The organism is Citrifermentans bremense (genome assembly GCF_014218275.1).
In the GTDB taxonomy this organism is placed as follows: domain Bacteria; phylum Desulfobacterota; class Desulfuromonadia; order Geobacterales; family Geobacteraceae; genus Geomonas; species Geomonas pelophila.
In genome coordinates this window covers 3,293,452-3,312,610 of record NZ_AP023213.1, presented here as the reverse complement: position 1 = coordinate 3,312,610, position 19,159 = coordinate 3,293,452, and the positions used below count along the sequence as shown (strand labels likewise).

The window sequence follows — 19,159 nt, the reverse complement described above, 5'->3', positions numbered from 1 at the left end:
TTGGTCCTAAAGGTGTTATTATGATGGAACTGACCCGAAAGGGTGAATACGCCATACGCGGCATCATCTACCTGGCCCAGCAGCCGCCGGGGCGCGTCTCGCTGATCAGCGAGATCGCAGCGGCAGCCGAGGTCCCGCAGACCTTCCTGGCCAAGATCTTCCAGAGCTTCGCCAAGCTCGGCCTGGTCAGCTCCTCGCGCGGCACCGGCGGCGGCTTCGTCCTGGGGCGTCCCGCCTCTGCGATAACTCTGCGGGAGGTGGTGGAGGCGGTGGAAGGGCCCATCCTTCCCAACCGCTGCCTTCTCGGAAGCGCCTGCGACCGGGGAGGCCCATGCCGCGTGCATGCGGTATGGAAGCAGGTGCAGACCGAGGTGGTGCACATCCTGGACGGTGTGACCATCGACTCCCTTGCGCGTGGCCCGCAGCAGTAGCGCAGCGCAAAAAAAATTTGCCTACCAATAGGATAAAGAAGGTCCTGTTGATCTTCTGGGATCCTTCACCTTGATCCGGCCGTTATAGCAGAAGCAAGGGCCGCCGGCCCAAAAACGTGCATTATATTCAAAGGAGCGCACAAATGGATGTATTGACCTTGAGCAGGCTGCAGTTCGCCATCACCAGCATGTTCCACTTCATCTTCGTCCCATTGACCCTGGGGCTGTCGATTCTCGTGGCCGCCATGGAAACCCGCTACGTGATCAGCGGCAACGAGATGTACATGCGGATGGCGAAGTTCTGGGGGAAGCTCTTCCTGATCAACTTCGCCCTGGGGGTGGTGACCGGCATCACCTTGGAGTTCCAGTTCGGCATGAACTGGGCCGAGTACTCCAGGTACGTGGGCGACATCTTCGGCGCCCCCCTCGCCATCGAGGCGACGGTCGCCTTCTTCCTCGAATCGGTGTTCATCGGCGTATGGGCCTTCGGCTGGAACAAGGTCGGAAAGAAGATGCACGCAGCCTCCATCTGGATCGTCGCCCTGGCGACGAACCTCTCGGGGCTCTGGATCCTCCTTGCCAACGGCTGGATGCAGCACCCGGTGGGGTATGTGCTCCGAAACGGGCGCGCGGAGATGGTCGACTTCATGGCGCTCCTCACCAATCCGTTCGGCCTTTTGAAATTCGGGCACCAGATCGTTTCCGGCTACACGGTGGGGGCCTTCTTCGTCATGGGGGTCTCGGCATGGCATCTGCTCAGGGGGCGCAACCGCCCCTTCTTCAAGGCATCCTTCGGCATGGCAGCGGTCTTCGCGCTGGTCTCGACGCTTATGGTGGCAGTGGTAGGCGACTTCCACGCGGTCGACGTCGCCAAGACCCAGCCCGCCAAGTTCGCAGCCATGGAGTCCATCTGGGACAGCTGCCGCAACGCCCCCATGCACCTGATCGCCTTTCCCGACGAGAAGAACCAGTGCAACCTGGTCTCAGCCTTACCGGTTCCCGGCATGCTGAGCCTTCTGGCCTATCATGACCTGAACGCCGAGGTGCGCGGCCTGAACTCCTTCCCCAAGGAGGACCGCCCGCCGGTGCTCCCGGTCTTCCTCAGCTTCCGCGCCATGGTCGGGCTAGGGACCCTCTTCATCATCCTCGCCGCCGTGTCGCTCTTTTTCCACCGCAACAACCTCCTGGAGAAGTACCCCTGGTTCCTGCGCCTGATGGTTTTCTGCATCCCGCTTCCCTATATAGCCAACCAGCTTGGGTGGGTGGTGTCCGAGGTGGGGAGACAGCCCTGGATCGTCTATGGCCTCATGAGGACCTCCGACGCGGTTTCGAAGAGCATCGACCTGTCGCAGGTAATCGGCTCCCTGCTCGGGTTCACGCTCCTTTACGGTCTTTTGGGCTTCGTCGACATCTACCTTCTGGCCAAGTTCGCCCGCAAGGGGCCTGAAGAAACCAGCACCGGCGCCACCGGCGCCTTCGGAAAATAGGGGGGAAGAAATGGATCTGCATATCGTCTGGTTCGTGCTTTGGGGTGTTCTCTGGGGGGTCTATTTCATGCTGGACGGGTTTGTCCTGGGAGGGGGGATGCTGCACCGCGTGCTCGGTACAAGCGATACCGACCGGCGCGTCCTCATCAACAGCTACGGCCCGGTCTGGGACGGCAACGAGGTCTGGCTCGTGACCGCAGGTGGCGCCACCTTCGCCGCTTTCCCTACCACCTACGCGCTCATGTTCAGTTACCTCTACACCCCCTTGTTGCTGCTGCTCTTCGCCCTCATCGTGCGCGGGGTCTCCTTCGAGTTCCGCGGCAAGGAGGACGGTCCCCTTTGGAAGGGGTGCTGGGACTGGGCCATCGTCGTCTCCAGTTTTATCCCTGCGCTTTTGTTCGGGGTGGCCTTCGGCAACATCTTCGCGGGGCTTCCCATGGACGAGGCGGGGTATCACGGCTCTCTCATTTACCTCTTGAACCCCTACGGCATCGTCAGCGGGCTTCTCTTCGTACTGCTCTTTTTGGAGCACGGCGCGCTCTACGCGGCCGTTAAGAGCACCGGTTCCCTGAGCCGGCGTGCCGAGGAGCTGGCGAAGTTCCTCTGGGTGCCGCTTCTGGTGGTGGCGGTCGGTTTCCTTGCCTACAGCAATTTCGCGACGAAGCTCTACGACAACTACCTCGCCGCCCCGGTCTTCGCCGTGGTGCCGCTTATCGCCGTGGCGGCACTTTTGGCCGTGCGCCTGTTCCTTGCCAAGGGGGAGACACTGGCGGCGTTCGCGGCCTCCTGCGCCACCATTCTCGGCGTGGTTTTTACCGGGGTCGTCGGGCTTTTCCCGAACCTGATACCTTCGAGTCTGGACGCGGCCTACAGCCTCACCATATACAACAGTTCCTCCTCCGACTACACGCTGCGCATCATGACCGTCGTCGCCTTCGTCTTCGTGCCGATCGTGATCGCCTACAAGATCTGGGTCTACCGTCTCTTCCGGGGGCGGGTGAGCGCCGAGACCCTGGCCGGGGACCACGAGGCCTACTAGCAAAGCGCGCCAGCCGCGTCTCCGGCCCTGTCCGGAGGCGCGGCTGATTCACCGCCGGCCTGAGCAGTTTTGAGGGGGGCTCTCCCCCTGGCGCGGCAGGTTAAAGCGTTGATAGAACATATCTAATTCTGTGTTGACAAATTCCCTCCCCCTTTGGTACTTTACCCTCTTGTTGCGTGCGCCAAACGACGAGCGCCGCTCCCAAGCCTCTTCCGTGAGGCAGCTTCCCCTGCGGATGCCCCGACGACCCGTCATCAGAATTCCCGCCCAGACCCCATGCCAATAGGCATTACGGCAGAGAGCCTGCCCTATAATGTGAACAAAAGAGAGGAATTTTCATGCAGATCAGCGTTGAATCGGTCAACAGCATCAAGAAGAAGTTGAACTTCGAAATCCCGGCAGACAAAGTTTCTGCTGAAGTTGACAAAGCTTATGCCGAAATAAGAAAGCATGCCGCCATAAAGGGGTTCCGTAAGGGCAAGGTCCCGATGGGCCTGATCGAGAAGCACTACGGCGAGAAGATGGCCGAGGACGTGGTGAAGAACCTGGTCCAGGACAGCTACTTCAGCGCGGTGAACGAGAAGGGGCTGAACCCGGTCGGCTACCCGGTGATCGAGAGCGACCAGCTGAAAAAGGGTGAACCGTTCAAATACTCCGCCACCGTCGAGATCTTCCCCGAAATCGAGGTCAAGGATTACGCCGGCCTCGAAGTGGTCAAGGAGAAGCTGGAGATCGACGATTCCGTCGTCGCCGCCCGCCTGAAGGAGATGCAGGAGCGCATGGCGCAGCTCGGACCGGCACCCGAAGGACATGCCGCTGCCCTGGGCGACTTCGTCACCTTCGACTTCAAGGGCTCCACAGACGGCGTCTACTTCGAGGGGGGCTCCGCCGAGGACTTCCAGCTCGAACTCGGCTCCGGGCGCTTCATCCCCGGCTTTGAAGACCAGATGGTCGGCATGACCGTCGGGACCAACAGCACCATCAAGGTCAACTTCCCCGAGGGGTACGGCAGCGCCGAGCTCGCCGGCAAGCCCGCCGACTTCGAGGTCTCCGTCAAGGAGATCAAGGTGAAGGAGCTTCCGGAGCTGAACGACGACTTCGCCAAGGAGTTCGGCGAGGAGTTCGAGACCCTGGACCTGCTGAAAGCAAAGCTCGCCGAGATCAACGAGGCCCAGGAGACCAGCCGCATCAACGCCGAGCTGCGCGACCGCCTCATCAAGGCCCTGATCGAGAAAAACGACATCGAGGTCCCCGAGGCGCTGGTGGACCGCCAGGTCCAGATGATGCTGGAGAGCACCAAGCAGAGACTTACCTCCCAGAGGCTTTCCCTCGAGATGATGGGGATGACCGACGACAGCTACAAGGCGCAGTTCCGCGAAAACGCCCGCGAGCAGGTGAAAGGTTCGCTGCTTCTGGATGCGGTCGCCGACAAGGAGAAGATCGAGCCGACCGAAGAGGAGTTCGAGGCCCAGCTCTCCGTGATCGCCGAGCAGACCAGGCAGGACCTGGAGAAGGTGTCGCAGCTCTACAAGACCAACGAGCGGGCCAAGGACAACCTGATGGCCCAGATGCGGGAAGACAAGGCGGTGCAGTTCCTTCTTGAACGCGCCAAGGTGACCGAAGTCCCCAAGGCGGAAATTAAATAGGAGTGTCCATGCTTGTACCGATAGTAGTGGAGCAGACCGGCCGGGGAGAGAGGTCCTACGACATCTACTCGCGCCTTCTGAAGGACAGGATCATCTTCCTGGGCGGCGGCATCGACGACAACGTCGCGAACCTGGTGATAGCGCAGCTCCTCTTCCTCGAGGCCGAGGACCCGGACAAGGATATCCACCTCTACATCAACTCCCCCGGCGGCGTGGTTACCGCCGGCATGGCCATCTACGACACCATGCGCTACATCAAGGCGCCGGTCTCCACCATCTGCGTCGGGCAGGCCGCCTCCATGGGGGCGTTCCTTCTCTCCGGCGGGGAGAAGGGGAAAAGGTTCTCCCTGGTCAACTCGCGCATCATGATCCACCAGCCCCTGGGCGGTTTCCAGGGGCAGGCGACGGACATCCATATCCACGCCAAAGAGATCCTGCGCATGAAGGATCAACTGAACGCGCTTTTGGCCGAGCACACCGGCCAGAGCGTCGAGAAGGTAACGGCCGACACGGAGCGCGACTACTTCATGTCGGGCGAAGAAGCGATGAACTACGGCATCGTTGATGCTATCGTGACTAGAAATGTCGTCACCGGAGGTGCCAATTGAGCAGAAGAGATGACCGTTCCGACACGCTGATCTGTTCCTTTTGCGGGAAGAGCCAGGAAGAGGTAAAGAAGTTGATTGCGGGGCCCACGGTCTACATCTGCGACGAGTGCATCGAGCTTTGCAACGACATCATCGCGGAGGAGTCCAAGCTGGAGGATGCCTCCGCAACCGACGTGAGGAAACTTCCCAAGCCGCAGGAGATCAAGGAAGTCCTCGACGAGTACGTGATCGGCCAGTCCCGGGCCAAGAAGGTCCTGGCCGTCGCCGTGTACAACCACTACAAGAGGGTCGAGGCCGCGGTTAAGCCGGGCGACGTCGAGATGCAGAAGAGCAACATCCTGCTCCTGGGCCCAACCGGCAGCGGCAAGACGCTCCTGGCGCAGACCCTTGCCCGCATCCTCAAGGTCCCCTTCGCCATGGCGGACGCCACCAACCTCACCGAGGCGGGGTACGTGGGCGAGGACGTCGAGAACATCATCCTCACCCTTTTGCAGGCGTCCGACTACGACGTCGAGAAGGCGCAGAAGGGGATCATCTACATCGACGAGATCGACAAGATCGCCAGGAAGTCCGACTCCCCCTCCATCACCCGCGACGTCTCGGGCGAGGGGGTGCAGCAGGCCCTTTTGAAGATCATCGAGGGGACAGTTGCGAGCGTACCCCCCAAGGGCGGGCGCAAGCACCCGCAGCAGGAGTTCCTCAAGGTGGACACCACCAACATCCTGTTCATCTGCGGCGGGGCCTTCCCTGGGCTGGACAGCATCATCCAGCAGAGGATCGGGGTTAAGACGCTTGGCTTCGGCGCCGACGTGAAGAAGAAGGTGGAGAAGAAGGCAGGGGAGCTTTTGGCCGGGGTGACCCCGGAGGACCTCCTGAAGTTCGGCTTCATCCCCGAGTTCGTTGGTCGTCTCCCGATGCTCGCCTCGCTCTCCGAGCTGGACGAGGAGGCGATGGTCCAGATCCTCAAGGAACCCAAGAACGCGCTCATCAAGCAGTACCAGAAGCTCTTCGACATGGAGCACGTGAAGCTGAAGTTCACCGACGGCTCGCTGGTCGCCATAGCGCGGGAAGCACTGAAGAGAAAGACCGGCGCCCGCGGCCTGCGCTCCATCCTCGAAAACGCCATGCTCGACATCATGTACGAGATCCCGTCCCAGAGCATGGTGAAGGAAGTGGTCATCAACGAAGAGGTGATCTACAGCAAGGAAAAGCCGATCATCGTCTACGAGAACGTGGCGGAAAGCGCCTGAGCATACAGGAAAACATGACTGAGAAAGCCAGAACCAGAGGTAAAAAGAGGGGGAATCCGGAAAGATTCCCTCTCTTTCCATTAAGGGACATAGTTATCTTCCCGCACATGGTGATTCCCCTCTTCGTGGGAAGGGAGAAGTCGGTGCTCGCCCTAGAGGCGGCCATGGCGCAAAACGACAAGCTGATCCTTTTGGCCACGCAGAAAAACGCGAAGACTGAGGACCCTGAGCCCGGCGACATCTACACGGTCGGGACGCTCTGCCAGGTGATCCAGCTCCTGAAGCTCCCCGACGGGACCGTCAAGGTGCTGGTGGAAGGGAAGCGGCGCGGCTCCATCGCCTCCTTCTCCGACAACAGCGAATACTTCGAGGTCGAGGTCGAGGTGCTCGAGGAGCAAAGCGGCAACGACAGCGAGAACGAGGCGCTGAAGCGCGGCGTGCTCGCCTCCTTCGAGAGCTACGCGGAGCTCAACAGCTCGGTCCCGTCCGAGCTCCTGCAGACGGTGCAGGCGATCGCCGACCCCTCGCGCCTTGCCGACTCCATCGCCCCGCACCTGAACCTCAAGGTGGCGCAGAAGCAGGAGCTTCTGGCCGCGGTGCAGCCTGCCCGCCGCATGGAGCGCCTGTTGTCGCTCATGGGGGCGGAGATCGAGATCCTGCAGATCGAGAAGAAGATCCACGCCAGGGTCAAGAAGCAGATGGAGAAGACCCAGAAGGATTACTACCTGAACGAGCAGATCAGGGCGATCCAGAAGGAACTGGGAGGGAAGGACGAGTTCAAGCAGGAGCTGCGCACCCTGGAGGCGAAGGCGGCCAAGCTCCCCCTCTCCCCCGAGGCGAAGCAGAAGATTCAAAGCGAGATCAAGAAGCTGAAGTTCATGTCCCCCATGTCGGCCGAGGCATCGGTGGTGCGCAACTACGTGGAGTGGCTCTTGGCGCTTCCCTGGGGTGCCTACGCCGAGGAGAACCGTGAGCTCAAGGTGGCCCGGGAACGGCTGGACGCGGACCACTACGGCCTGGAGAAGGTGAAGCTCAGGATCCTGGAGTTCCTGGCGGTGAACGCGCTGGCGCCGGGGATGAAGGGTCCCATCCTCTGCCTGGTAGGTCCCCCCGGCGTCGGCAAGACTTCGCTTGCCCGCTCCGTCGCCAAGGCGACCGGCCGCGACTTCGTCAAGATCTCGCTGGGTGGGGTGCGCGACGAGGCCGAGATCAGGGGGCACCGGCGCACCTACGTCGGCGCCATGCCCGGGCGGATCATCCAGTCGCTCAAGAAGTGCGGTTCGTCGAACCCCGTGTTCCTTCTGGACGAGATCGACAAGATGAGCTCGGACTTCCGCGGCGACCCGGCCTCGGCGCTTCTGGAGGTGCTCGACCCGGAGCAGAACCACTGCTTCAACGACCATTTCCTCGACCTGGACTACGACCTCTCGCAGGTTATGTTCATCACCACTGCCAATTCCAGCCACACCATACCGAGGCCGCTTCTGGACCGCATGGAGGTGGTGCGGCTGGACGGCTACACCGAGCACGAGAAGCTCGCCATCGCGCGCGAGTACCTGGTCCCCAAGCAGGCGGCCGCCAACGGGCTAGCCGGGAAGGGGGTCGGCTTCACCGACTCGGCGGTCCTTGAGCTGGTGCGCCGCTACACCCGCGAGGCGGGGGTGAGGAACCTGGAGCGCGAGATCGGCTCCATCTGCCGCAAGATCGCCTTCGCCGTGGCAGGCGGCGGGAAACTGCGCCGCACCGTGCAGCCGCGCCAGATAGCCGGCTACCTGGGCGCACCCCGGTTCAAGTACGGGGAGGCCGGGCTCGAGGACGCCGTCGGGCTCGTGACCGGCCTTGCCTGGACCGAGGTGGGTGGGGAGCTCCTGAACATCGAGGTGGTGTCCCTGCCGGGCAAGGGTAAGCTGACCGTGACCGGGAAGCTCGGCGAGGTGATGCAGGAGTCGGCGCAGGCGGCGATGACCTACGTCCGCTCGCGAGGGGAGCTGCTCGGCTTCGCCAAGGACTTCTACCAGCACCTGGACATCCACATTCACGTCCCGGAAGGGGCGATACCCAAGGACGGCCCTTCGGCCGGCATAGCCATGGCCTGCGCGCTCACCTCGGCGCTCACCAGGAGGCCGGTGAGGCGCGACATCGCCATGACCGGCGAGGTGACCCTGCGCGGCACGGTGCTCCCCATCGGCGGCCTCAAGGAGAAGCTTCTAGCGGCAGGGCGTGGGGGGATCCGGACCGTGCTGATCCCCAAGGAGAACGAGAAGGACCTGGCGGAGATCCCCAAGGAGATCCGCGCCGGCATCACCGTGCACCCGGTGGCCCACATGGACGAGGTGCTGGGGTACGCGCTGCTCGCACCGGTCGGGCTCGCTCCGGCCGCGCTCTACGGCGATGCGACCGTCGCCGTGGCCGAAAATTCAGTTGTGCCACATTAGAAAAAAAGCCGCAGAAAAAAGATTGACAGCCGCGACGGGGCTCTGGTATAAGATGTCTTCACTTTGCGATGCAGACCGGGAGGAGCAATGAATAAGGCAGAGCTGGTAAGCGCCATAGCAGAAGAAGCCCAGTTAACCAAGGTCGATGCTGAGAAGTCCCTCATGGGAATTTTGGACGCGCTGACCAACTGCCTCGCAGCAGGCGATAAGGTCACCCTCGTCGGCTTCGGCACCTTCAGCGTCGCGCAGCGCGCCGCGAGGACCGGCCAGAACCCGCAGACCGGCAAGAAGATCGAGATCGCCGCTTCGGCAGCGCCGAAGTTCAAGCCGGGGAACACGCTGAAGGACCTGGTAAACAGCTAAAGCAGAAAAGTTGTACATGCGGGGTTGTAGCTCAGTCGGTTAGAGTGCCAGCCTGTCACGCTGGAAGTCGCGGGTTCGAGCCCCGTCAACCCCGCCATACATATCTAAAGGGTGAATAGCTCAGCTGGGAGAGCGCCAGCCTTACAAGCTGGATGTCGGGGGTTCGATCCCCTCTTCACCCACCAAAAGAAAAAGTTCAAGGTTCAACCATTAACGTTGGAACCAAGAACCCAGGAACGGGACGGTTGACGTCTTTGAACGTCGAACCGTCTTGAAGTCTTGGGGTTGTAGCTCAGTCGGTTAGAGTGCCAGCCTGTCACGCTGGAAGTCGCGGGTTCGAGCCCCGTCAACCCCGCCATTGAAAGGGAAGATCGCAGATGCGATCTTCCCTTTTTCTTTTTCCCTTTGCTCCCGCCAGCGCCGAAACTGCAGCAGCCTGACCGGCTCAGCCTGCGCCCCTTTGTCTTGACTTGCCCGAGGCAAATCGTTTATTCTCTGCGATGTCCCAACCCAGGCGCAGCGCGCCCCGGCTGGGCCCTTTTTTTGTCTTTTTCCGGTCATCTCTAGTCAAAAGAAAGCGAGTCCTCTTGAAGCCCATCAAACCGATCGTGGTGATACCCACCTACAACGAAAGGGACAACTTGGAGCGGTTGGCCCGGCAGGTACTTTCCCTAGACCCCTCGCTGGAATTGCTGGTGGTGGACGACAACTCGCCGGACGGCACCGGAGAGGTGGCCGAGGCGCTGGCGGCTGAGACCGGCCGGGTGACGGTGCTGCACCGTAAGGGGAAGCTTGGGCTTGGGTCCGCCTACCGGGAAGGCTTCGCCCGCGCGCTTTCGCTTGGGGCCGACGCGGTGGTGCAGATGGACGCCGATTTCTCCCACGATCCCGCGGTGATCCCCTATTTCTTCGAGGAGCTGAGGCGCTCCGACCTGGTCATCGGCTCCCGCTACCTGAACGGGGTAAGCGTGGTGAACTGGCCGCTGCGCCGCCTCATGCTGAGCTACTTCGCCAGCGTCTACACGCGCGTCATCACCGGCCTCACCATCTCCGACTGCACCAGCGGCTTCAAGTGCTTCCGCGCCGAAACGCTGAAGGCGATCGATCTCGCCAAGGTCCGTTCGGACGGCTACTCCTTCCAGATCGAGATGAACTACCGCGTCAAGGAGAAGGGGTTTAGCATCAGCGAGGTCCCCATCATCTTCATAGACCGGCACGCCGGGACTTCGAAGATGTCGAAGAGGATCGTGCGCGAGGCTGTGGTCATGGTCTGGAAGCTGAAGTTAGGGTCGCTTCTGCGAGGCCTTTTGCCAGAACGGGGGGTGTCATGAGCGACGCGCTTTGGTCCCTGGTCTGTCTCGGCGGGCTCTGGGGCTTCGTAGCCTGCACCATTTTGCTGATCCTGAAGGCCTTTCCGGCACGGGACCGCTTCGACCGCCTGGCGGCAGTGAAATGGGGGGCGGGAGCCTTGATCTGTTTCGCCGCCTGGGTGATCGGCATGACCCAGGCCTGACGCCGGCGTAGACAGAACCGGTTTTCTTTTGAGGTTTTAATTCAGCCACTTTTGTGGTACTCATATTGCCTTATGCCCGTTTTTACCTGTAAAATAGGCGCCTCGGACGGCAAGGTTCTGGTCAAGGAGCTCGACGCGGTCAACGCAGTTCTGCTCCGGCAGAGCCTGGAAGAGCAGGGTTACGTCGTCTTCGAACTGCGCAAGAAGCCGTTCCAGTTCCTTTTGGAGTCGGGGATCGGGCGCAAGAAGATCGGCAACAAGGAGCTCCTTTTGTTCAACCAGGAGCTCCTGGTGCTGCTAAAGGCTGGGCTCCCCATCCTCCAGGCGCTCGACACCATCCTCGAGTCCGGGGGCGGGAAGTTGAACGAGATACTGTCGGCGATCCGCGAAGACGTAAAAGGGGGGATAGCGCTTTCCGCCGCGTTCGAAAAGTTCCCGCGGGTGTTTCCCCATCTCTACATCGCGTCGATCCGCGCCGGCGAGCGGACCGGCGACCTGCCGCAGACCATCCGCCGCTACATCGCCTTTTTGAAAAGGACCGAGGGGTTCCGCGGCAAGGTCATCGGCGCGCTCATCTACCCCGCCATCCTGGTCACGGTCGCGGCGGTGGCGGTCAGCCTTTTGCTCATCTACGTGGTGCCGACCTTCAGCACCATCTACGCGGATTCCGGTGCGGCCCTGCCGATGCCGACACAGATTTTGATCAATTTCACCGGGCTGTTGCGGCATTACCTGCCGCTGTTGCTGCTCCTCGTGGCGGGTGGGGTCGCCGCCTTCAGGCGCTGGAGGCAGACCGAGTCGGGGCGCTACACCGTGGACGGCTTCAAGATCAAGACCCCCCTTCTGGGCGCCATCACCAGCCGCTACGCGCTGGCAGGCTTCACCCGCACCCTGGCAACCGTGCTCGGCTCCGGTATCCCGATCGTCGAGGCGATGCGGATGTCTGTGGGGACGTTGAACAACAAGGTGCTGGAGCGCGGACTGCTCCTCGCCGTGCACCGCGTGGAGGAGGGGAGCAAGCTCTCCACGGCGCTGGAAGGGATGAAGCTGATGCCCCCCCTGGCGCTTCGGATGCTCACCGTCGGCGAGACCACCGGGAGCCTGGAGGAGATGCTCTCCGACATCGCGGACTACTTCGAGGAAGAGATCGAGCGGGACCTCCATGTACTGACCACCTCCATCGAGCCGGCGATCATGATCGTCATGGGTGTGCTCATCGGCGGCATCATCGTCACCATGTACCTGCCGATCTTCAAGATCGCCAGCACTGTCGGCTAGAGGAACCATGCTGAAACCTTTCCGCAAGAAAAGACTGGGCGACATCCTTTTGGAGCGGGGGGACCTGACCCCGGACCAGCTCGCCTACGCGCTGGACAAGCAGCAGAGCACCAAGGAGCGCCTGGGCATCATCTGCCTGGCCGACGGGCTGATCAGCGACGTCGTCCTGGCCGTGGCGCTGGCGGAGCAGTTCGGCCTCGAGTACGTGGACTTAAAGGGTGTCCGGCCGGACGAGTCCCTTTTCAGCTTCATCCCGCCGGAGACCATGTTCCGCTTCCATTTCGTGCCGCTGGAGCTGCAGGGGGACCTCCTGGTCGTTGCCATCTCGGACCCGACCGCGGTGCTGCAGCTGGACGAGATGGCGCTCCTTCTGGAACGCCCGCTCCTTTTCAAGGTGGCCGCCGAATCGGAAATCGCCTACCACCTGAAGCGGGGGGAGGGGACCAGCCGGGTGCTGAAGGAGGTCTCCGAGGACTTCATGCTGCAGCTGGTGACCGAGACCGACAAGGGGGAGGAGATCCTCTCGGTCGAAAACGTCTCCGCTGACACGAGTCCCATCATCAAGCTGGTGAACTCCACCATCCTCGACGCGCTCACCAGGCGCGCCTCCGATATCCATATCGAGACCGCCCAGGACGGCGTCCTCATCAAGTACCGCATCGACGGCGTCCTCTACAAGGCGACCGACCCCATCGACTCCCACTTCCAGGGGCCGCTCATCTCCCGTCTCAAGGTCATGAGCGAGCTGGACATCTCTGAGCGCCGCATCCCGCAGGACGGCCGCTTCAAGGTGCGCATCGGGGCTAAGTCCATCGACTTCCGCGTCTCCATCATGCCGAGCGCCTTTGGCGAGGACGCGGTCATCCGTATCCTCGACAAGGAAAGCATTGCCAGCGACCTCCGTGGGCTCACCCTGGAGACCCTCGGCATGGCGTCGCGCGAGATCAAGCGCTTCAGGAAGATGATCAAGGAGCCCTACGGCATGGTGCTGGTCACCGGGCCTACCGGTTCCGGCAAGACCACCACCCTTTACGGCGCCCTCACCGAGATCCACACCGGCCTCGAGAAGATCATCACCATCGAGGACCCGGTCGAGTACGTCCTCTCCGGCATCACCCAGATCCCGGTCAACGAGAAGAAGGGGCTCACCTTCGCCCGGGGGCTGCGCTCCATCCTGCGCCACGACCCGGACAAGATCATGGTGGGCGAGATCCGCGACTCGGAGACGGCGCAGATCGCGGTGCAGTCGGCGCTCACCGGTCACCTGGTCTTCACCACGGTGCACGCCAACAACGTCTTCGACGTCATCGGCCGCTTCACCCACATGGGGATCGACCCGTACAACTTCGTGGCCTGCCTGAACTGCGTCATGGCGCAGCGCCTGGTCAGGAAGATCTGCCGCGCCTGCCGCAAGCCCGTCACCGTGAGCGACGAGGAGCTGCGCGAGTCCGCCATCGACCCGGAAAGCGCCCGCGGCCTCACCCTCTACGAGGCTCAGGGGTGCGACGAGTGCAACGGCACCGGGTACCGCGGCCGCTCCGCCATCGTGGAGCTTTTGGACTTAAACGACGAGATCAGGGAGCTGATCATCGCCAAGTCGCCGGTGGCGGCGCTCAAGAAGGCGGCTAAGGCCGCCGGGACCATGTTCCTGCGGGAGAGCGCGGTCGCCAAGGTGCTGGCGGGCGAGACGACGATAAAGGAGATCAACCGTGTCACTTTCGTCGAGTAGGTGCGAGCCATGCTAAGGGCGAGGACTGGCCTGGGACTCGAGATCTCCGCCGGCGGGCTCAGCTTCGCCATGGTGAGCGGGGGGAAGACCCCGAAGGTGGAAACGGGGCTCTCGGTCCCTTTTGCGCCGGGGATGCTGACCCTGTCGCGCCGGGAGCCCAACGTGAACGACCCCAAGGGGTTCGTCAACGCGCTAAGGGAGGGTTACCTGCGTCTTTTGACCCGGGAGCGCTCGGTCTGCGTCTCCCTTCCTGACGCGGTGGGGCGGGTGGTGCTGCTCGACCTGGAGGCGCGCTTCCGCAACCGCGATGAAGGGCTGGACGTGATCCGCTGGAAGCTGAAAAAGAGCCTCCCCTTCGATATCGGCACCGTGCACCTGGACTACCAGACCCTGGAGGAGAAGGAGAACGGTTCGGTGTCGCTGCTGGTCTCGCTCGTCTCGCGGGCGGTGGTGACGCAGTACGAGGAACTCCTGATCCAGGCTGGGCTGGAGCCCAAGCAGATCGACTTCACCTCGTTCAACCTGTACCGCCTCTTCGCGCCGCGGCTGGACATCTCGGAAGACGGCGCCTTCGTCACCTTCTACCAGGGGGCGATGACGGTGCTCATCTTCCATGCCGGCGTATTGAGCTTCTACCGCACCAAGGAAGGGGTGGGCGACGTGCAGAACCTCTACCGCGAGGTGAACAGTTCCTTCCTGGTCTACGGCGACCGCTTCCCGGGGCAGGCCGTGGGGGAGGTCCTCTGCATGGCGGCCCCCGCCGACGCGGAGTCGTTCCGGGCGCTCGTGGCCGAAGCCGCCGGGATCGAGCCGGTACTGCTCGACCTGGAGCGCATGGTGCAGCAGGCCCCGGCGCTGGGGCTGGACCGCCCGGCACTGCACGCCCTGGCGGGGTCGATGGGCGCCGCCCTGAGGAGCCTGCCATGAAACTGACCATAAACCTGGCAACCCGGCGCTACCTCAACCTGCGCCTTTTGAACGCCTGGCTCATCGGGGGAGGGCTACTGCTGGCAACGCTCTTGGTGTACCAGGTGCGCGAGATAGCCGGCAATCAGGTCGAGTTCAACAAGATCAAGCGCGAAAGCGCGGCTCTCAACAGCGGACGTCCGGGTGCTGCGCCGGTTAGCCCGGAGCAGCTTAAGTCCGTGGAGAGCGGGATCGCCTTCGCCAACGAGCTGATCGACAAAAAGACCCTCAACTGGCTCGCACTTTTGGACAAGCTGGAAGGGGTGGTCCCCCCTGGGGTCGCGCTGACCCAGGTGGAACCGGCTTTGAAAGAGCAGTCACTCAAGTTCGCGGGGGTCGCCTACAATTTCTCCAACCTGCGCACGCTGCTGGAGAACATGGAACAGTCTCCCAACTTCTCGGAGGTGTACCTCTTGGGCCAAAACGAGGTCAAGGTGGGCAAAAGCCAGCAGGGTATAGGCTTCACCATCTCCTGCAAGGTCGGTTACCGATGAATTTCCAGATCTTACGCGACATCGTGGCCGCCAGGGGCAAATCGCTGGCTTTCCTCGCCTTCCTGCTCCTGCTCGCCACAGCGGTGCAGCTCTACCTTTCCTTGTGGCAGCGCCCCGCGCTGGAGAAGGCGCAGGTCGAGTGGTTCGCCAGGAGGGACGCGATCGCCAGGGGGGAGGCCGTGGGTGACGCCTCGCGCTACCACAACGGCATGCGCGACCTGGCGGAGTTCCAAAAACGCCTGGTGCCCAAGGAGCGCTTCCCGGCGCTGATGAGCCAGATCTACGACAGCGCCAAGAAGAACTCGCTTTCGCTTAAAGGGGTAAGCTACAAGCCCGGCAAGTTGAAGGACCAGAAGCAGATCGCGACCTACGGCGTTTCCTTTACCGTTTCCGGGCACTATGGCTCGGTGAAGAGCTTCATCGCGGATCTTTTGCGCTACAACGAACTGATCACGGTCGACTCGATCGCGCTGGGGAGCCAGAGCCAGACCGAGGAGATGGTGAACCTCAGGGTCCAGACCACGGTGTATATGAAGACGGAGGGGGCATGAACCGCCAGAAGCTAGTGCTTTCCCTGTTGCTGCTGGTCCTCGCTGGCTCCGTCGGCTATTCGTTTCTGCGCTCGCCGCGGCAGCAGGAGGTGGCCGCGCTGAAGAACCGCCCGGGGATGGTGGCTTCGGTATCCAGGAACAAGAAGGCGCCGGTCCAACCGGCCGCGGTCGACAACAAGAGCGTGCATCTCGCGCAACTGGACCAGGCGCAGCCCGGGTTCACCGGCTTTAAGCGCAACATCTTTTCCCCCATCTTCAAGGAAGAGGCGCCCCCTGCGCTCAAACTGCCGCCGCCTCCCCCGCCGGTCAAGCTGCCTCCTCTTCCGCCTCCGATGCCGCAGGCACAGCCTGCGCCGCCGCCACCGCCGCCTCCGACCCAGGCACAGGTGGACGAGTCCGAGATGGCGAAGTTCGTTTTCCTTGGCTACTTGAAGAAAAACGGGGAGAAGACTGTGTTCCTCTCCAGGAACAACGAGATCATCCTGGCCAAGAAGGGCACCAAGCTCGGGTCGAGGTTCCAGGTGACCGACCTGACCGACGATGCACTGACCATCAAGTCCCTGACCACCGACCAGCAGATGGTGATACCCCTGGTCGAGAACAGGTCGCTCGCGCGCCGCACCAAGTAATAAGGTTAAGGAGCAACTGCATGCATAGACCAAGACCGATCTTAACCCTGATGCTGGTGGCCCTGGCCCTTTCGGGCTGCACCTCCGGTCGCACCGCATTCAGCAAGGCAGAGAAGCTGGAGCGGGAAGGGAACCTTGACGCCGCGCTGGTGAAGTACGCCGAGGTATCCGCTGCCAACCCCGACGTCGGCGAGTACCGGGTAAAGCTATTGAACATCACCGAGACGGCTGCGCGCGCACACTTCGAAAAGGGCGAGGCGTTCTTCGCCAAGAAGAACTACGACGAAGCCCTCAGGGAATACCAGAGCGCCTACGCAATGGACCCGACCCACGTCCTGGCCAAGACCCAGGCGGACCAGGTGCTTAAGCTCAGAAACGCCCAGACCTACCTTTTGGAGGGTCTCGACTTCGAGAAGAACCGCAAGCCGCGCGAGGCGATGATAGCGTTCAAGCATGCCCTCGAGTTTGAGCCCGAGAACAAGGAAGCGAAGCAGGGGCTGGATCGCATCCTTGCCAACAAGCGCCAGAAGCTGGACGGCTTCGAACTGAACCTCAAGTCGACCAAGCCGATAACCCTCAAGTTCCGGGACGCAAAGCTCAAGGAGGTCTTCAACATCCTTTCCCAGCTCTCCGGCATCAACTTCGTTTTCGACGAGGCGGTGAAGGACACGAACATCACGCTGCACCTGGAGAACGGCTCCTTCCAGCAGGCGATGGAGCTGATCACCGGGATGCAGAAGCTGGACAAGAAGATCCTGAACGAGAGCACCATCATCGTCTACCCGAAGACCCCGGATAAGGTGAAGCAGTACGAAGAGCTCTTCCTGCAGACTTTCTACCTGAACAAGCTCGACGCGAAGAAGGCGGTCAACCTGGTGCGCACCATGCTCCAGGTGAAGAAGATCTACGTGAACGAGGAAGCCAACGCCCTGGTCATCCGCGACACCCCGGACGTGATCGAGGTGGCGCGCAAGATCCTGGAGGCGAACGACGTCCCCGACGCCGAGGTGCTCCTCGAGGTGGAGGTCTTCGAGCTCTCCAAGCAGAACGCCGAGACCTTCGGGTTGCTCCTCTCCAGGTACGCCACTTCAATGGGGGTGACCGGGCCCGGAAGCACCGGCACCAATCCGTTCCTGGTCGACACACTGGGCGCAGTCACCACCACAACTACCACCGGGTCGACGACTACGCCGGTACAGCCGAACAACCTTTTGAACGTCTTCAACGTCAGGGGGTATAACGGCTATCTCACGGTCCCCAACGCCACCTTCAACTTTGGCAAGACGCTCGCCAACGGCGAAACCCTTTCCAACCCGAAGATCAGGGTGAAGAACAGGGAGAAGGCGAAGTTCAACGTCGGCACCAGGGTCCCGATCACCACCACCTCCTCGCCCTCGGGCGGCGGCGTCAGCGTCAACGTGCAGTACGTCGACGTCGGGGTAAAGGTGAACGCCGAGCCGACCATCCAGTTGAACAACGAGGTCGCGATCAAGCTGGGGCTCGAGGTGAGCTCCATCCTCAACGAGAAGACCATCGGCACCGACCAGGCCACCACCGTGGTCACCATCGGCACCAGGAACCTCGACACCGTGCTGTCGCTCAAGGACGGCGAGACCAGCATCATCGGCGGGCTGATCCAGAAGACCCAGACCGACAGCAAGAGCAAGGTATTCCTCTTGGGGGACATCCCGGTCCTCGGGCCGCTGTTCAGCAACACCAGCGACAAGAAGGACAAGACCGAGCTGCTGCTTGCCATCACCCCGAGGATCGTGCGCGGCGTGACCGTTCCCGACAACGACGTCGCAGCCTTCTGGTCCGGGCGCGAGGACGAACCTTCGGCGCACCAGCCTTACTCCTCCTTCGTGGAACCTGAGTTCGCCAACCTGGAGCCGGCAGCCGGGGGGGCGGCCCCTGCTGCCGCGAAACCGGCCCCGAGGGTGCTCCCTAGCCTGGTGCCGGTACAAAAGCCGGTGCCTGTTCCTGTTCCCGCTCCTGTTCCCGTACCGTCTGCCGCACCGGCTGCTGCACCTGCTCCGGCCGATGTCGCTCCTGCCCCGGCTCCGACCGATGTCGCTCCTGCCCCGGTTCCGACCGATGACGCTCCGGCTCCGGCCGATGTCGCTCCTGCTCCGGCCGATGTCGCTCCTGCTCCCGATGGCGCTGCCGCGGCAGTACCGGCACCTGCACCGGACGCCGTTCCGGCCGAGGAGGAGGTACCGGGCCCAGAACCGGTCCCCGAACCGGTTCCCGCGCCTGTGCCTGTACCTGTGCCGGCCCCGGTTCCAGACCCCGCTGCCGCACCCGCAGCGAAGCAATCGATCCCGCTTCTCACCGACTCCATGATCGCGCTGAGCCTCCCCGCCAAGGTGAAGCTGAACGACCAGTTCAGCGTCCAGGTGAACGGCTCCGGCATGAAGGAGGTGTACAAAGCCGTATTCGTTGTCTCCTACGACCCGAAGCTGTTGGAGCCCGTCTCGCAGTCGGAGGGAAACCTCTTGAAGCAGCCGGGCAAGCCCTCTACCTTCCAGTCCTTCGTGGACAAGAAAAAGGGCGAGATCTGGATGTCTGGGATGCGCGAGGAGTCTAACGGCATGGCCAACGGCGTCCTGGCGACCGTCGGCTTCAAGGCGATAGGGACGGGATCGGCCGGCGTCGCCATCAACAACACCAACTTCAGCAAGAGGACCGGTGACCAGATTCCGGTCACCGCCTTCAAGTCCGTGGTGGAGGTAAAGTAGCC

The 19,159-nt window shown here is 62.2% G+C and carries 17 protein-coding genes and 3 tRNA genes; all 20 read left to right on the top strand.

The genetic code is table 11. The features are described 5' to 3' along the window. Positions 1-20: 20 nt before the first annotated feature. The 20 genes from GEOBRER4_RS14485 (at position 21) to GEOBRER4_RS14390 (ending at position 19,157) form a co-directional block, all read left to right on the top strand. Positions 21-431, top strand: a complete 411-nt coding sequence (locus GEOBRER4_RS14485) for an RrF2 family transcriptional regulator (RefSeq protein WP_085811991.1) — start codon at positions 21-23, stop codon at positions 429-431. 143 nt (positions 432-574) lie between these two features. Then, entirely contained in the window at positions 575-1,918 is a 1,344-nt protein-coding gene (locus tag GEOBRER4_RS14480) for a cytochrome ubiquinol oxidase subunit I (protein ID WP_185242904.1), read from the top strand. 10 nt (positions 1,919-1,928) lie between these two features. Then, on the top strand, positions 1,929-2,957 hold the full coding sequence (gene cydB, locus GEOBRER4_RS14475) for a cytochrome d ubiquinol oxidase subunit II (RefSeq protein ID WP_185242903.1): 1,029 nt from the start codon (positions 1,929-1,931) through the stop codon (positions 2,955-2,957). Between the two features lie 338 nt (positions 2,958-3,295). Then, positions 3,296-4,603 (top strand): trigger factor, encoded by a 1,308-nt coding sequence (gene tig / locus GEOBRER4_RS14470; protein WP_185242902.1) that lies wholly within the window; start codon positions 3,296-3,298, stop codon positions 4,601-4,603. A gap of 8 nt (positions 4,604-4,611) precedes the next feature. Then, on the top strand, positions 4,612-5,211 hold the full coding sequence (clpP, locus tag GEOBRER4_RS14465) for an ATP-dependent Clp endopeptidase proteolytic subunit ClpP (protein WP_085811995.1): 600 nt from the start codon (positions 4,612-4,614) through the stop codon (positions 5,209-5,211). After that, on the top strand, positions 5,208-6,461 hold the full coding sequence (gene clpX / locus GEOBRER4_RS14460) for an ATP-dependent Clp protease ATP-binding subunit ClpX (RefSeq protein WP_085811996.1): 1,254 nt from the start codon (positions 5,208-5,210) through the stop codon (positions 6,459-6,461). Before clpP ends, clpX begins: the two co-directional genes overlap by 4 nt. Positions 6,462-6,475: 14 nt before the next feature. Continuing rightward, complete coding sequence (lon, locus tag GEOBRER4_RS14455) at positions 6,476-8,896, top strand: endopeptidase La (protein ID WP_185242901.1); 2,421 nt, start codon at positions 6,476-6,478, stop codon at positions 8,894-8,896. Positions 8,897-8,959: 63 nt separating this feature from the next. After that, a complete protein-coding gene (locus tag GEOBRER4_RS14450) occupies positions 8,960-9,259 on the top strand; it encodes an HU family DNA-binding protein (protein WP_226377793.1) in 300 nt (99 codons plus the stop codon). Positions 9,260-9,279: 20 nt separating this feature from the next. Beyond that, positions 9,280-9,356: transfer RNA gene (locus GEOBRER4_RS14445), tRNA-Asp, on the top strand. A 12-nt stretch (positions 9,357-9,368) separates the two neighbouring features. Next, positions 9,369-9,444 (top strand) — tRNA-Val (locus GEOBRER4_RS14440). Positions 9,445-9,540: 96 nt separating this feature from the next. Continuing rightward, positions 9,541-9,617 (top strand) — tRNA-Asp (locus tag GEOBRER4_RS14435). Positions 9,618-9,846: 229 nt separating this feature from the next. Then, positions 9,847-10,590 carry a polyprenol monophosphomannose synthase gene (locus GEOBRER4_RS14430; protein WP_197971386.1) on the top strand — a complete coding sequence of 248 codons (744 nt, stop codon included), beginning with the start codon at positions 9,847-9,849 and terminating at the stop codon, positions 10,588-10,590. Beyond that, entirely contained in the window at positions 10,587-10,772 is a 186-nt protein-coding gene (locus GEOBRER4_RS14425) for a hypothetical protein (protein ID WP_085811999.1), read from the top strand. The genes GEOBRER4_RS14430 and GEOBRER4_RS14425 overlap by 4 nt, the downstream gene beginning before the upstream one ends. Positions 10,773-10,844: 72 nt before the next feature. Beyond that, positions 10,845-12,050 (top strand): type II secretion system F family protein, encoded by a 1,206-nt coding sequence (locus GEOBRER4_RS14420; protein WP_185242899.1) that lies wholly within the window; start codon positions 10,845-10,847, stop codon positions 12,048-12,050. Between the two features lie 7 nt (positions 12,051-12,057). After that, positions 12,058-13,779 (top strand): GspE/PulE family protein, encoded by a 1,722-nt coding sequence (locus GEOBRER4_RS14415; RefSeq protein WP_185242898.1) that lies wholly within the window; start codon positions 12,058-12,060, stop codon positions 13,777-13,779. Between the two features lie 9 nt (positions 13,780-13,788). Beyond that, a complete protein-coding gene (pilM, locus tag GEOBRER4_RS14410; protein WP_185242897.1) occupies positions 13,789-14,706 on the top strand; it encodes a type IV pilus biogenesis protein PilM in 918 nt (305 codons plus the stop codon). Then, the gene (locus GEOBRER4_RS14405) at positions 14,703-15,239 is read left to right on the top strand and encodes a PilN domain-containing protein (RefSeq protein ID WP_185242896.1); all 537 of its coding nucleotides are present in this window, start codon (positions 14,703-14,705) and stop codon (positions 15,237-15,239) included. The genes pilM and GEOBRER4_RS14405 overlap by 4 nt, the downstream gene beginning before the upstream one ends. After that, positions 15,236-15,790, top strand: a complete 555-nt coding sequence (pilO, locus tag GEOBRER4_RS14400) for a type 4a pilus biogenesis protein PilO (RefSeq protein ID WP_185242895.1) — start codon at positions 15,236-15,238, stop codon at positions 15,788-15,790. Before GEOBRER4_RS14405 ends, pilO begins: the two co-directional genes overlap by 4 nt. Further along, positions 15,787-16,419 (top strand): type II secretion system protein PulP, encoded by a 633-nt coding sequence (locus GEOBRER4_RS14395; protein WP_185242894.1) that lies wholly within the window; start codon positions 15,787-15,789, stop codon positions 16,417-16,419. Before pilO ends, GEOBRER4_RS14395 begins: the two co-directional genes overlap by 4 nt. A gap of 20 nt (positions 16,420-16,439) precedes the next feature. Then, a complete protein-coding gene (locus GEOBRER4_RS14390) occupies positions 16,440-19,157 on the top strand; it encodes a cohesin domain-containing protein (RefSeq protein WP_185242893.1) in 2,718 nt (905 codons plus the stop codon). The last annotated feature ends 2 nt before the right edge of the window (positions 19,158-19,159 follow it).